The organism is Agrobacterium sp. LMR679 (assembly GCF_027157905.1).
Taxonomy (GTDB): Bacteria; Pseudomonadota; Alphaproteobacteria; order Rhizobiales; family Rhizobiaceae; genus Agrobacterium; species Agrobacterium leguminum.
Window position 1 is genome coordinate 826,230 of sequence record NZ_JAPVOJ010000001.1, and the last position, 13,712, is coordinate 839,941.

General features: G+C 61.5%; 11 protein-coding genes and 1 pseudogene. 5 read left to right on the forward strand and 7 right to left on the reverse strand.

The genetic code is table 11. The annotated features are described in order from the left end of the window. Positions 1-8 precede the first annotated feature (8 nt). The 6 genes from cydB to O3W47_RS03915 all read right to left on the reverse strand — a co-directional run bounded on the left by cydB (position 9) and on the right by O3W47_RS03915 (position 8,348). Positions 9-1,166 (reverse strand): cytochrome d ubiquinol oxidase subunit II, encoded by a 1,158-nt coding sequence (cydB, locus tag O3W47_RS03890; RefSeq protein ID WP_269313037.1) that lies wholly within the window; start codon positions 1,164-1,166, stop codon positions 9-11. A gap of 6 nt (positions 1,167-1,172) precedes the next feature. Beyond that, positions 1,173-2,750: a cytochrome ubiquinol oxidase subunit I gene (locus tag O3W47_RS03895; protein WP_269313038.1), complete on the reverse strand. Its 1,578-nt coding sequence runs from the start codon at positions 2,748-2,750 to the stop codon at positions 1,173-1,175. A gap of 67 nt (positions 2,751-2,817) precedes the next feature. Next, positions 2,818-4,509: a thiol reductant ABC exporter subunit CydC gene (gene cydC, locus O3W47_RS03900; protein ID WP_269313039.1), complete on the reverse strand. Its 1,692-nt coding sequence runs from the start codon at positions 4,507-4,509 to the stop codon at positions 2,818-2,820. Then, on the reverse strand, positions 4,506-6,212 hold the full coding sequence (gene cydD / locus O3W47_RS03905) for a thiol reductant ABC exporter subunit CydD (protein ID WP_269313708.1): 1,707 nt from the start codon (positions 6,210-6,212) through the stop codon (positions 4,506-4,508). The genes cydC and cydD overlap by 4 nt, the downstream gene beginning before the upstream one ends. 17 nt (positions 6,213-6,229) lie before the next feature. Further along, on the reverse strand, positions 6,230-6,808 hold the full coding sequence (locus O3W47_RS03910; RefSeq protein WP_003522458.1) for a GbsR/MarR family transcriptional regulator: 579 nt from the start codon (positions 6,806-6,808) through the stop codon (positions 6,230-6,232). 508 nt (positions 6,809-7,316) lie between these two features. Next, positions 7,317-8,348: an L-idonate 5-dehydrogenase gene (locus O3W47_RS03915; protein ID WP_269313040.1), complete on the reverse strand. Its 1,032-nt coding sequence runs from the start codon at positions 8,346-8,348 to the stop codon at positions 7,317-7,319. A gap of 220 nt (positions 8,349-8,568) precedes the next feature. Here O3W47_RS03915 and O3W47_RS03920 point away from each other — a divergent pair, with 220 nt between their 5' ends. The 3 genes from O3W47_RS03920 to O3W47_RS03930 all read left to right on the forward strand — a co-directional run bounded on the left by O3W47_RS03920 (position 8,569) and on the right by O3W47_RS03930 (position 11,448). Further along, positions 8,569-9,324 (forward strand): SDR family oxidoreductase, encoded by a 756-nt coding sequence (locus tag O3W47_RS03920; protein ID WP_137453373.1) that lies wholly within the window; start codon positions 8,569-8,571, stop codon positions 9,322-9,324. 88 nt (positions 9,325-9,412) lie between these two features. After that, the gene (locus O3W47_RS03925; RefSeq protein ID WP_127757892.1) at positions 9,413-10,306 is read left to right on the forward strand and encodes an NAD(P)-dependent oxidoreductase; all 894 of its coding nucleotides are present in this window, start codon (positions 9,413-9,415) and stop codon (positions 10,304-10,306) included. 158 nt (positions 10,307-10,464) lie between these two features. Beyond that, positions 10,465-11,448, forward strand: coding sequence for an aldose 1-epimerase (locus O3W47_RS03930; protein ID WP_269313041.1), 984 nt, complete (start codon positions 10,465-10,467; stop codon positions 11,446-11,448). 18 nt (positions 11,449-11,466) lie between these two features. Here O3W47_RS03930 and O3W47_RS03935 read toward each other — a convergent pair whose 3' ends face one another. Then, a complete protein-coding gene (locus tag O3W47_RS03935) occupies positions 11,467-11,928 on the reverse strand; it encodes an Lrp/AsnC family transcriptional regulator (protein WP_003522155.1) in 462 nt (153 codons plus the stop codon). A gap of 167 nt (positions 11,929-12,095) precedes the next feature. Here O3W47_RS03935 and O3W47_RS03940 point away from each other — a divergent pair, with 167 nt between their 5' ends. After that, positions 12,096-12,809, forward strand: a complete 714-nt coding sequence (locus O3W47_RS03940) for an aspartate/glutamate racemase family protein (protein WP_269313042.1) — start codon at positions 12,096-12,098, stop codon at positions 12,807-12,809. Then, a pseudogene (locus tag O3W47_RS03945) lies at positions 12,810-13,579 on the forward strand (class II glutamine amidotransferase). Positions 13,580-13,712: the final 133 nt, after the last annotated feature.

A 13,712-nucleotide genomic window follows, 5' to 3' on the forward strand; every position in this document is an offset into this window, starting at 1 on the left:
TTTCTCAATCAATAAGCATGACCGCTGTCGTCGCGGATCGCCTTTTCATCCACCTTGCCCCACAGCACGCGATAGACCCATGACGTATAGGCGACGATGATCGGGATGAAGATGAGGGCGACGACCAGCATGATGAACAGTGTCATATGGCTGGACGACGCATCCCATACCGTCAGGCTCGATTTCGGATCGACCGAAGACGGCAGGATGAAGGGAAACATCGTCAGCCCCACCGTTGAAATGATGCCGAAAATCGCGAGCGAGCTGGAAAGCAACGCCAGCACTTCCCTACAGGCCCGGAGCAAGACGAAAGCGACGAGCGGAAAGACAAGACCGAGCGCCGGCGCCAGCATCATCCAGGGATGCGCCGCATAATTGGCAAACCAGACACCGCCCGCAACCTCCACCGTCTTCGACAGCGGATTGGACGGACCGTCGGTCACGACCTCCGAGGTGAAGCGATAGCCATCGACACCGAGCCACAGAAAGACGCCGCCGAGCGCAAAAAGAACGGTGGTGGCAAGGGCCGCAATGCTGCCGAAACTGCGCGCGCGGGCCGCGACCGGACCATCCGTTTTCAGCACCAGCCATGCCGCACCGTGCATGATGAGCATGGCGACGGATACGAGGCCGCAGAGGATGGCGTAGGGGTTCAGAAGCTCGAACAGCGTCGTGCCGTCATAGAAAATTCTGAGGTCGTCATTGAGGTGGAAGGGAGCGCCCTGCAGCACATTGCCGATGGCCACGCCGAAGATCAGCGCGGGAACGAAGCCGCCGATGAAGAGCGCCCAGTCCCAGCCAGTGCGCCAGGCGGTGCTTTCACGCTTGGAGCGATATTTGAAACCGACCGGCCGCAGGATAAGCGCAAACAGGGTGGCGAACATCGCCAGGTAAAACCCTGAAAACGACACCGCATAAAGCGGCGGCCAGGCGGCGAAGATCGCGCCGCCGCCAAGGATGAGCCAGACCTGATTGCCTTCCCAGACCGGGCCGATGGAATTGATGACGACACGCCGCTCGATATCCGTTTTCGCCACAAAGGGCAGCAGCGCGCCCGTGCCGAGATCGAAACCGCCGGTCACGGCAAAACCGATCAGCACCACGCCAAGCAGCAGCCACCAGATGACACGGAGAATTTCGTAGTCGATGAGTTGGTGCAATATCATGATCGTTTACTCCGCAGCGACGAGTTTTTCAGGAACGAGCGGCGCTTCCGGCTCATGGTCCGGCTCGGGCCCCTTGCGGATCGCCTTCAGCATCAGCCCCATTTCGACGATGAACAGCACCGTGTAGATGGCGATGAAACACAGGAGCGTGATGAGGACCGTGGAAGCGCTGAGGCTGGAGACGGCCGCGGCCGTGGGCAGCACGCCCTCGATGATCCATGGCTGACGGCCGAATTCGGCCACCACCCAGCCCATTTCCGCAGCGATCCACGGCAGGGGAATGGCGAAGACCGCCACTTTCAGCAGCAACGGATAATGATCCAGCCGGCGGCGGGCCGAAAGATAAAAGAACGTCGCCGTCAGCAGGATGAAGAATATGCCAAGGCCAACCATGATACGGAACGACCAGAACAGGGTCGGCACATGCGGAATGGTATCTGCCGCCGCCTTGGCGATCTGCTCTTCATTCGCCTGGCGCGGATCGTCGACATATCGTTTCAGCAGCAGGGCATAACCGAGCTCATGGCCGAGTTCGGCAAAGGTGCCGCGCACCTCTTCCGGCAACGCCGCGCCCTTGCCGGTGGCGCGTATCTGCATCAGCGCATCATACGCCTTGATGCCGTCGCGGATGCGGGTCTTGGCCTGCTCCACCAGATCGTTGATGCCCGGAATTTGCGTGTCGAGCGAGCGGGTGCCGATGAGGCCCATCACCCACGGAATCTTCACGGCGAAATGCGTTTCGCGCGCTTCCTGATCCGGAAAACCGATGGCCGTGAAGGGAGCCGGGGCCGGCTCGGTTTCCCACATGGCCTCGATGGAGGCGAGCTTCATCTTCTGGTGTTCGGTGGAGAGATAGCCGCTTTCATCACCCAGCACGACGACCGACAGCGCGGACGCCAGACCGAAGGAGGCGGCAACCGTCATCGAACGCTTGGCGAGATCGACATGACGGCCTTTCAGCACATACCAGGCCGAAACGCCGAGCACGAAGATGGAGGCCGTGACATAACCCGCGGAAACCGTGTGGACGAACTTCGCCTGCGCAACCGGGTTGAACAGGACCTCGAAGAAGTCAGTCACTTCCATGCGCATGGTCTGGGGATTGAAAGCGGAGCCCGTGGGGTTCTGCATCCAGCCATTGGCGATCAATATCCACAGCGCCGAAAAATTCGAACCGAGCGCCACGCACCATGTCGCAACGAGATGGCCGAGTTTCGACAGCTTGTCCCAGCCGAAAAAGAACAGCCCTACGAAGGTGGCTTCCAGGAAGAAGGCCATCATGCCTTCGATCGCCAGCGGCGCACCGAAAATATCGCCGACATAATGGCTGTAATAACTCCAGTTCATGCCGAACTGGAATTCCATGACGATGCCGGTGGAAACGCCGAGCACGAAGTTGATGCCGAACAGCGTGCCCCAGAATTTCGTCATCTGCCGCCAGACCGTGCGGCCGGTCATGACATAGACCGTTTCCATGATGGCGATCACCACCGACAGTCCGATCGTCAGGGGAACGAACAGAAAGTGATATAAAGCCGTCACTGCAAATTGCAGGCGCGACAGCGCCACTATGTCGAGTTCCATAGTCCTATCCACCTTTTCCGGAAGGCCGGCCTTCCATTTTCAAGACGACGCCGGCTCTCAAAAAATCTCAGTCCGGGCGCAGTGTCTCCAGCACTACGCCGTATTCCGGGGTGCCGCTTTGACATTCATCAAATTGACGCCCCTCTTTCAGCACGATGATGCGATCGGCAAATTCAGCCTCGCGGCGATTATGGGTGATCATCACGACTGTCTTTCCTTCTGCCCTCGCAAACAGCCGGGTGAGCACGTCGCGGGCGGTTTCGCCATCCAGCCCTTCCGTCACCTCGTCGAGAAGCCAGAGCGGCCGGTTAGCCAGCAGGAAACGGGCGAGCGCCAGCCGGCGCGACTGACCACCGGAAAGCCCCTGGCCCGCCTCGCCAAGCCTTGTCTCCAGCCCGGCGGCCAGGGATTTGACGTGTTCGGCAAGGCCTGCCGCCTCAAGCGCGTCCCATAACTCGGCCCCGGTTGCGGCGGGTTTCGCAAGCCGCAGATTGTCGGCGATGCTGTCGCGGAAAAGCTGGCTGCGCTGCGTCATCAGGGTGGACGGCAGGGCGTTGACCGTGCCCGCAACCGGCCGCAATTCACCCGCCAGAAGCTGGATGAGGCTTGTCTTGCCCGCGCCGCTCTGGCCGATGATCGCAACCCGTTCCCCGGAGGCGATTGCAAGATTGATATTCGTCAGGACCGGATTGTCGTTCCCTTCCCGCTCCAGACGCACGTTTTTGAGCTCTGCCGCCATGCCGTTGACCGGCGCGACGGGACAGCGGCCCTCAGCCGTTGCTGAAAGACGCGGCGCGATGCGCCTTGCGGAAAACAGCGTGCGCCCAAGCTCCATCGCCCCACGACGAAGCGCCGTAAAAGGCTCCAGCGCGGCAAAACAGACGAGCAGCCCGAGCGCCGCGGCCGGCGCGCTCACCGCCCCCTGTTCCGCAAGCCAGGCCATGCCGAGAAGGGCGGCGCTCAAAAGAACGGCCGCTGAAACCCCGAAGGAAAAACCGGCACTGGTCTCGATGCGGTTCAGGGTATCATCGCAGGCAGAGAGGTAATCATCCGCCCGTTTCACCGCCGCGACCTGCGCGGAAAGGCGGCCGGTGGTCAAGAGCTCCGTCTGCCCGCTCATGAGATCGGCCGTGCGGGCTCGAAGGGCTTCCAGCCCGATTGCCCGGCGGCGCGAGAATGTTTCCGCCCGCAAGGCGGCGCGAACCGAAATTCCAAGCCCCGCCGCGATGAGGAAAACCGCCGCCAGAATGCCCGCCAGAGGATGGAGAAAAGCAAGCCCGAGACCTGTCGCAATTGCGGCAAGGACCGCCACGGCAGCGGGAACCAGCACCCGCAGATAGAGCGAATCCAGCGCATCGATATCCGCCGTCAGCCGGTTCAGCAGGCGCGCAGGCCTCGCCTCCAGGGATTTCGCGGCCTGCGGCGCGGCAAAGCCGCGAAACAGCTTTTCCCGAAGGGCTGCAAGCACGGAAAGCGTGGCGTCATGGGTCGTCATGCGTTCGCCGTAACGGGCGGCGGTGCGCGCCAGCGCCAGAAGGCGAATGGCGGCCGAAGGCGCAAAGACATCGAAAGCATAGGCCGTTGCCGGCAGAAGACCGGCAATCGCCGTTGCGGTGATGAACCAGCCGGAAACGCCGAGAAGACCGATGCCCGCCAGCACCGTCGTTACCGCCAGAGCCGCGCCCGCCATCAACATGCCGCGCCGTGCCGACCAGAACAGGCCGATAATGGGTTTCAATATCGCAAAACGCGCGATCATGGCTGCCCCCTCGAATGGATCGCCGTCATATCCACGATCCTGTCCATGCGCGCCGCAAGCACCGGATCATGGGTCGCGACGATCAATGTCCTGCCATTTGCCAGTTGCAGCAGGTTATCCGTGACGAGAGCAGCCGTTTCCCGGTCGAGATGGGCTGTCGGCTCATCGGCCAGAACAAGCTGCGTTGCGGGGTCAGCGAAAGCACGCGCAATGGCAAGCCGCACCGCCTCCCCGCCCGAGATTCCATATCCGCCATCGCCGATCTGCAGATGCCGGCGCGCATGTGACAAGCCATCGAGCCCGGTGCGACGCAGCGTCTCTTCCACCATGCCCTCAGTGACAACCGAACGGCCGAAGCGAATATTCGCCTTCAGCGAACCGGCAAAAAAGAACGGCTTCTGGCTGACCCAGCCAATCGTCCTGCGCAGCCCATCCGCCGTCGCATTATCGAGCTTGACGCCGCCGATCCTGATCGAGCCCTCTCCAGCCTCGGCCAGCCCGGCAATCAAGGAGAGTACAGTGGATTTGCCACAACCAGAAGGCCCAAGAATTGCTACCCGCTCACCCTGTTGAACCGTCAGGTTGAGATTTTGGATGACAGGTGGGTTGCTCGGATAAGCGAAGGAGAGATTAGCTATCTCCAGCAGGCCGGGCGTCGGGGATGGGACAGAGGCCCCGTCCACGCCCTCGCCCGCGATGGTCGCACCGCCGGCCGTCAATTTGCCGAGCGCATCAAGCGCCGCTTCACCGGCCGCGCGGTCGTGCCAGACGGCGGAGAGTTCCCGCAACGGTTCGAAAAAGGCCGGCGCCAGCAGCAGGATGAAGAGGCCTTCGGCAAGCGTCAGCTTGTGGCCCCAGGCCCCGAAATCGAGAAAACCGAGCAGATGAAAACCGATATAGACGGCGGTCATGGCAACGCCGAGCGCTGCGAAAAGCTCCAGAACCGCCGAGGAGAGAAAGGCGATCCTGAGCACCGCCATCGTCCGCTTCTTGAGGTTCTGCGCATCGGCGCTGAGACGCTCCGCCGTCAGATCGACGGCTTTAAGCGTGCGGATTGTCTCCAGCCCGCGCAGGCGATCGAGCAGGAAGGCATTCATATTGCCCGTCTCGGCAAGCTGCTTCTCGCTGGCGGCCTTGGCCTGCCAGCCGATGAGCGCCATGAAAAGCGGGATGGTTGGCATGGCGAGCAGCAACACCAGCGCTGCAATCCAGGTAAAGGGCAGGATCGCCAGCACAAAAACCAGCGGCACGACGGTCGCCTTCATCCGCGCCGGCTGGAAACGGGAAAGATAAGGCACCAGCGCTTCCAGCCGCCGCTGCGACAGCGCCGCGCGAGCGGCACGAAACGACAGCCGCGCCGCGATCTTTTCCAGCCATGCCTTGATGAGGCCGAGGATGAGAACCGCAGCCGCAGCCGGCACGATCGCCATCATCGGCGCGCCATCGGCAATTCTTCCGACTGAAAAGGCAAGCAAACCTGCCTGCGGCAGCCAGAGCAAAGCCGCCAGGACATGTAGCAGAGCCACGGATCTCCCAACCGCCGGCGAGCGTGTCATTTTCACCCGACCGGCGGCCCTGTCGTGGGAGGTTTTGCGATTGCGGTTGCCGAAGAAGCGCCGACGCGTTGCACCGGGCAAGACTGTAACCGGTGCAGGACAGGCTGCGCCGTCACCATCGGCCCCCTGGCGGATTTCCACGGACATGCTCACGGCCGATCTCCTCACCCGTCCTTCTTCGCGCCACGGGGTCTGGCGAGGGAAACGATCTTGTCCTTGGCCTCCAGAAGCTTCGTGACCTTCGAACCGAGCGCCAGAAGCGAGGCCAGCCTTTCCGTCTCCAGCCGCTTCACATCGTCATACCAGCCGGTCAGCTGCTCGATCAGCGTCTTCATCTCGTCGATGCGCTTTTGCGCATGCCGCTCATCTTCGTTTTCCGGCGTTTCCATCAGAATTTCGCGCAGCACGCTGAGCGTGGGATCGATCTCGCGCTTCTTGCGCTCTTCGGCAAGGGTGCGCAGAATTTGCCAGACATCGTCAGGCGTCGTGAAAAAATCGCGCCGGTCGCCGGGAAAATGCTTGAGAATTGCAAGGTTCCAAGCCTGCAACTCCTTCAGGCTCATCGACACGTTGGAACGGGAAATACCGAGCGCCTCCACAATCTCGTCCGCACACAGCGGCTGCGGCGAAATATAAAGCAAAGCATAGACTTGACCGACGGTGCGGTTGATGCCCCAGCGGCTGCCCATCTCACCGAAATGCAGCACGAAGGACTGAACGAGCGGGGACAGGCTGGTTGGCATTTCTTCACTTCCTGAATTTTCAGTAATTTCTGAAATTTCGATAACGCAAAAAACAGCAGGCGGCAAATCACCTTTTTGACCTGCGTCAAAATGTGCAAATGGGCAGAGACGACGCCCGTAAAGACGGTCGTGGGTGCAGCCTGGGGCAAAATATGCGGTGATCGTGTTGGGGCTTTGTGACAGGCTGGGCGTTTTCTGGGGTCCGTCACTCTTCGTCCGTCATTCCGGCCCTGAGCCGGAATCCAGCCGACGCGCGTCTGCGCGGCGAGAGGAGTCATTTCAGCCCAAGGACTTGGGCTGGCTGGATACCGGCTCAGGGCCGGTATGACGGCAATCAAGCGTGGACTTGATGGAATTACCGCCTTGCGTCCATACCTTCATACTCATCGATGATATCGATAACATCGCCATCGCATGGAGGCGGGCGGAAAACCGCCCATAAAAAATCGGCGGCGGGATGACCCGCCGCCGATCGAAACGTCGGCACATTCGCGCGTAGAAACCTTGCTTACGAAAAAGCGATCTGCACCTTCATTGCGCGGCTGCGGTCCGAGGCGAATTCGAAGGCCGAGATGGCGTCGGCGAGATCGACGGTCTGGGTGATGAAGGGCTTGACGTCGATCAGGCCCTTGCGCATCAATTCCACACCGGTGGCGAATTCCTCGTGGAAGCGGAAAGAGCCGCGCAGATCCAGCTCCTTGGCGGTGATCGCCATCATCGGCAGGCTCATATCGCCGCCAAGACCGAGCTGGACGATGATGCCGCGCGGACGAAGCGCCGCAATACCGCCGGCAAGCGCCACGGCGGCGCCAGAGCATTCATAGAGAACATCGAAAGTGCCCTTGTTCGCGCCGTAAGCGGCAAGCGCATCGGGTTCCTCCTTGCTGTTGATGACACGATCCGCACCCGCTTCTTTCGCCTTGGCGAGCGTGAAATCCGAAAGGTCTGTGGCGACGATCTCAGCCGCGCCGGCACGGCGGGCCGCCAGAATGGACAGAATGCCGATAGGGCCGCAACCGGTGACGAGCACGCGTTTCCCCAGCAAATCGCCGGCGCGGCGCGTGGCATGCAGCGTCACCGCCAGCGGCTCCGCCATGGCGGCCTCGCCGGCGCTGAGCCCATCGGCCGGCACGCATTGCAGGGCGTCCGCCACCAGAACCTCGCGAAAAGCGCCCTGAATATGCGGGAAAGGCATGGCACTGCCATAAAAGCGCATGTTGAGGCACTGGTTGTGCAGGCCCTCCTGGCAGAAACGGCAGGTTCTGCATGGGCGCGACGGCGAAACGGCAACCAGACCGCCGACCTTCAGCCCTTCCACGCCCTCGCCCAGTTCTTCGATGACGGCGGAGACCTCATGGCCGAGCACCATGGGTTCACGAAGCCGCACCGCGCCGAAACCGCCATGGTTGTAATAATGCAGATCGCTGCCGCAAATTCCGCCCCGGACCAGACGAAGCCGCACCTCTCCCGGCCCCGGCGCTTCCTCCGGCCGCTCCTCGATGCGCACATCCTTTGCCCCATGGGCAACAATCGCTCTCATAAATATCTCCCGTTCGACATCGTGCCTGAGCGGCGCGACAAAATAATCCGCATCCCTGTCACACCCGCCTGCCGCGCATTTGCACGTCGTGCGGCCTCCCCAACCGCCCGATCCGTACCGATACCGGGCGTTTAAGCCTTGACATCCACGTCTGAAAGGGATGAATGTTATCGATAACATAAACCTGTATGAATGCAATGTCGAGAGACTGGAGGAAACAGTGGGCCTTAAATTGTTCGATCTTTCCGGCCGCCGCGCCCTGATCACGGGTTCGTCCCAGGGCATCGGCTTCGCGCTGGCGCAAGGGCTGGCGGAAGCGGGAGCGGAAGTGGTGCTGAACGGGCGCGACGAGGCGAAGCTGAAAGCCGCCGCCGCCGGCATCAAGGGCGCCAAAACGCTTGCCTTCGACGCCACCGATCATGAAGCGGTGCGCAAGGCTATCGACGGTTTCGAGGCGGAAGTCGGCGCCATCGATATTCTGGTCAACAATGCCGGCATGCAGCACCGCACGCCGCTTGAGGATTTTCCGGCGGATGCCTTCGAGCGCCTGCTGCAGACCAACATCGCCTCGGTGTTCCACGCCGGACAGGCGGCCGCGCGCCACATGATCAGCCGCGGCCGTGGCAAGATCATCAACATCGCCAGCGTTCAGACCGCGCTTGCCCGCCCCGGCATCGCGCCCTACACCGCCACCAAGGGCGCCGTCGGCAACCTGACGAAAGGCATGGCGACGGACTGGGCCAAATACGGCCTGCAATGCAACGCCATCGCACCCGGTTATTTCGATACGCCGCTCAACGCGGCCCTGGTGGCGGACGAGACCTTCTCGGCATGGCTTGAAAAGCGCACGCCCGCCGGTCGCTGGGGCAAGGTCGAGGAGCTTGTCGGCGCCTGCATCTTCCTGTCGTCCGATGCCTCGTCCTTCGTGAACGGGCATATTCTCTATGTCGACGGCGGCATCACCGCTTCGCTTTAAAAACACCGAAACCGGATGGCCGGCTGCGGCCGCCATCCGGTTTTGAACCGACGACACCACGACACTTTGGGAGGAGGCCGTGAACACCATGACCGAGAAAAACAAAGTCGCCCTGATCGGTGCCGGCGCCATGGGCGGGGCAATCGGCACACGGCTCATCGAGACCGGAAATCAGCTGACGGTTTTCGATCTGGATGCGGAAAAGGTGGCGGCGCTGACGAGCCTTGGCGCGCAGAGCGCGGGTACGGCGGCGGAAGCGGCTTCGGTTTCCGATGTGGTCATCCTCAGCCTCAATTCGCCGAAAATCGTCCGCATCGCCGTCTTCGGCAAGGATGGCGTCGCGGCGGGGGCGAAGCCCGGAACGCTCATCATCGACATGTCCTCCATCGACCCGGAAGCGACGAAGGAACTGGCGGCAGATGCCGCGGAAAAAGGCCTGCGCTGGGTGGACAGCCCGCTTTCGGGCGGCGCGCCCAAGGCGCTCATCGGGCAATTGACGCTGATGGCCGGCGGCAGCGAAACGGATGTGGCCGATGCCCACCGCGTGCTGCAGCATGTGGCCAGCAATTACACCCACATGGGACCCTGCGGTGCGGGGCAGACGACGAAACTCATCAACCAGGTTCTGTGCGGGCTGAACTTCCTTGCGGTGGCGGAAGCAACGCAGCTTGCGCTGGATGCCGGCGTCGATGCCGCCAAAATCCCGCAGGCGCTGAAGGGCGGCCGCGCCGACAGCGCCATCCTGCAGGAATACATGCCGCGTTATGTGGCCAAGGATTACCGCCGCACCGGCCGCATCGACAATATGGTGAAAGACCTCAACGGCGCGCAGGATCTCGCGCGGCGCACCAACACGGCCATGCCGCTGACGGCGGTTTGCGCCGAGGTGCACCGCATGCTGACGGCGGCCGGGCTGGGTGGAGAGGACCAAGCCGCGCTGATGGAATATTTCAGCGGCGCGAAACGGACCTTTCCGGACTGATTGCCCGACAGACATGGATGGCAGGAGCCTGTTGATACAGCCCTTGCGGACCCTTAACGGCCATTGCGAAATTGTCCTTCAGCGAAGATGATCGGGCGAATCGGCACGGCAGCTGCCCCGATTGCCGCAGACGCATGCATGCAAAGGACAATTTCCCGATGACACCCTCCACCACAGGCACGGGAATTGCCGGTCTGACCGTTTCTGGAAACGGTTTCATTGCCGAAATCGCTTACGAGGGCGCGACGCTTTTAAGCTGGAGGCCGGTCTCTGCCGATGGCGTTGAAGGCGAAAATCTTGTCGACGGATATTCAACGCCTGCCGAAATGCAGTCGCAAAACGGCGTGAGAAACGGCATTCTCGCACCCTTCACCAATCGCATCCCGGATGGTCGGTTCAGTTTTGGCGGGCAGATGCACCGCATTGAGCCGGTGCTTGCCCATGAAGCCCTCGTCTTCCACGGATTTGCCAGAGCCCTGCCCTTCGCGCTTGCGCAGTCTTCCGAGAAAAACGGCGCTCACATTCTCGTCTTCCGCGCCGAAATAGCGCCTGCGGATTTCAAGGGTTATCCCTACCGTCTCGCCATCGAGGTGGAATATCGTTTCGCCGGCCATGAGGTCACCATCGACATACGCGGCATCAATCGCGACGACCGGCTCCTGCCTTTCGCCGCCGGCTGGCATCCCTATTTCCGCCTGCCCGGCACGACGTCTATCGACGATCTTCTCCTCACGCTCCCCTCGCGAACGGCGATTGAAACAGACGAGGACCTGATCCCCCTGCGGGACCCGCAGGGCGGGATAGTCAAACGGGACGACACCCGCTTTCTCCATGCGCCGCTGGCCGGCCATGTGCTTGATGTCTGCTTCACCGACCTCATCGCATCCGAAAACGGGCTTTACGAGACGAGGCTCGAAAACCGGCACGACGGTTCGAGCCTGACGGTATGGCAGGAGCGCGGGCACATGCATGTCTTCACCGGCGATACGCTCGCCCGCGACAGGCGCCAATCCATCGCGCTCGAACCGGTGGAAACGCCGACCAACGCCTTCAACCAGCCGGAATTCGCGGATGCGATTGCGCTGCAACCGGGCGAGACGCGAAGCTTCCGCTTCGGTGTTCTTTTCGAGACGGGGCGCTGATCAAGGCTCGATGATCGCTCAGATATGTGTCGTCGGCAGCGAAGACGACAGCTTCACCGTCTCCATGGAGATATAGGCGGACATGTCGTAAAGCTCGACGCGGCGCAGGATCTGTTTGTAGATCGTGTCGTAATATTCGACATTCGGCAGTACCAGTTTCAGAATATAGTCGAAATTGCCGGTCAGCCGGTGAACCTCGACAATTTCCGGTATGGTGCTGACGGCGGCATGGAACCGGTCCAGCCAGTCCTCCGCATGCAGGCCGGTTCTGACCAGCAGGAAAACCGTGGTCGGCAGGTTGATCTTGCGCCGGTCGAGCAGCGCCATCGTACCCGTCACATAACCTTCCGCCCGCAGCCGCGTGATGCGGCGCGAACAGGCGGATAGCGACAGCGACACTTCCTCCGCAATGTCGGCAAGCGGCGTTTCAGCATTTTCCTGGAGAATCGCAAGGATTCGGCGGTCCCGATCATCAATCATCGGTGAAGAATGCACAGGTTAACGCAAGGGCGCAAGAAGTTTGCGATATTTTGAAAAATAGCGCCTCAATTTTGCATATATGCCGCGAAATCCCTGCAAAAACGCATGCCGTTTTCGCCCCGACGATGGCATTCTTATTTCTAATCAAACTTGATAAGGGAACTCTTATGAAACGGATCGGCCTGATCGGCGGCATGAGCTGGGAATCCACCGCAACCTATTACCGCATGATCAACGAGGCCGTGCGCGACAGCCGCGGCGGGCTGGTTTCGGCCGACATCGTCATGCATTCGCTCGATTTTTCCGAAGTCGTCGCTCTTCAGAAGGCCGACCGCTGGGATGAGGCCGGTGCGCTTCTGGGCGCTGCCGGCGCGCGCCTTGCCAATGCGGGCGCCGATTGCGTGCTGATCTGCACCAACACCATGCATCTGGTCGCGGACACCGTGGAGAAGATGTCCGGCGTGGCGCTGATCGACATCATCGATGAAACCGCCGCAGCCCTGAAGACGGACGGACGCCGCAAGCCGCTGCTGCTCGCCACCCGCTACACGATGGAACACGGTTTCTACACCGACCGCATGCGTCGCCACGGTGTCGAGGTGGTCGTGCCCGATGCGGAAGACCGGGTTGCGACCCACGACATCATCTTCGGCGAACTCTGCCAGGGCGAAATCAAGTCCTGTTCGCGCGAGCGCTATCTCGCGGTCATCGAGAAGGCCCGCGCACTCGGTGTCGATTCCGTCATTCTCGGCTGCACCGAGATTTCGCTGCTGATCGATCCCGATGCCCTGCCGCTGCCGGGTTACGATTCGACCGCCATTCACGCGAAGGCCGCCGTCGGCTTCGCGCTCGGAAACAAGGCCCTGAACAGAGCCGCATGAATGTGCCGCCTCTTTGCCTATTCCGGTAAACCGGTCTGGCTCGACAGTCTGCTGATCGAGCCGGAAGCATCGCTGGTCAGCCAGTCCATGGCCGCAAGGGAAGCGAAAACCGTCGTCAATGGCGATGGTTGCGGCCTTGGCTGGTATGGCGAACGCGGAACGCCCGGCGTTTTTCGCGATACGAGGCCCGCGTGGTCCGATGCCAATCTAGCGGCGCTTTGCCACCAGCTCCGCTCGGGCATGTTCATGGCCCATGTCCGCTCCGCCACGTCAGGCGAAGTGTCCCGCGCCAACTGCCATCCCTTTGCGCATGGGCGATACCTGTTCATGCATAACGGCCAGATCGGCGGTTACGAGCAGATCAGGCGCGATATCGATTCCCTCATTCCTGACGATATCTATGCGTCCCGGCGCGGCACCGGCGACAGCGAAGCAATCTTCCTCATCGCCGCCGGGCATGGCCTCGACACCGAGCCGGTTCGCGCCATTTCCACCGCGCTGCGGCTCTGCCAGGAAAAGATGACGGCGGCAGGCGTGTCTTCCGCGCTGCGATTCAGCGCCGTTCTTATGGATGGCGATTGCCTGCATGCCTTCCGCTGGTCGAGCGACGACAAGCCGCCGACACTCTACTGGCGCGGGCTCGATGACGGCATCGCATTGAGTTCCGAACCCTTTTCCTTCGATTGCGCACCCTGGTGCGCTGTTCCCCGAATACCAGGGTGACGATCCGCGCCGGCGAGATGGCGATGGAACCTTTTCTCCTGCCGTAAACAGCGCCATTGGCGACAATCGCAGCCGGTTTTTACGCCCGTGCCACCACGGGTCGGCGCAGCAGTGGCGCTGCCCTGTTTATTTTCCCTGTTTATTTTCATTGAATTTTCGCAACCGCGAAGGCTAGTGTGT

Coding starts and splice junctions, on each gene's coding strand:
- cydC (WP_269313039.1), bottom strand. CDS start 4,509: ATGATCGCGCGTTTTGCGATATTGAAACCCATTATCGGCCTGTTCTGG.
- cydB (WP_269313037.1), bottom strand. CDS start 1,166: ATGATATTGCACCAACTCATCGACTACGAAATTCTCCGTGTCATCTGG.
- cydD (WP_269313708.1), bottom strand. CDS start 6,212: ATGTCCGTGGAAATCCGCCAGGGGGCCGATGGTGACGGCGCAGCCTGT.
- O3W47_RS03895 (WP_269313038.1), bottom strand. CDS start 2,750: ATGGAACTCGACATAGTGGCGCTGTCGCGCCTGCAATTTGCAGTGACG.
- O3W47_RS03925 (WP_127757892.1), top strand. CDS start 9,413: ATGACCGAGAAAAACAAAGTCGCCCTGATCGGTGCCGGCGCCATGGGC.
- O3W47_RS03915 (WP_269313040.1), bottom strand. CDS start 8,348: ATGAGAGCGATTGTTGCCCATGGGGCAAAGGATGTGCGCATCGAGGAG.
- O3W47_RS03940 (WP_269313042.1), top strand. CDS start 12,096: ATGAAACGGATCGGCCTGATCGGCGGCATGAGCTGGGAATCCACCGCA.
- O3W47_RS03935 (WP_003522155.1), bottom strand. CDS start 11,928: ATGATTGATGATCGGGACCGCCGAATCCTTGCGATTCTCCAGGAAAAT.
- O3W47_RS03930 (WP_269313041.1), top strand. CDS start 10,465: ATGACACCCTCCACCACAGGCACGGGAATTGCCGGTCTGACCGTTTCT.
- O3W47_RS03910 (WP_003522458.1), bottom strand. CDS start 6,808: ATGCCAACCAGCCTGTCCCCGCTCGTTCAGTCCTTCGTGCTGCATTTC.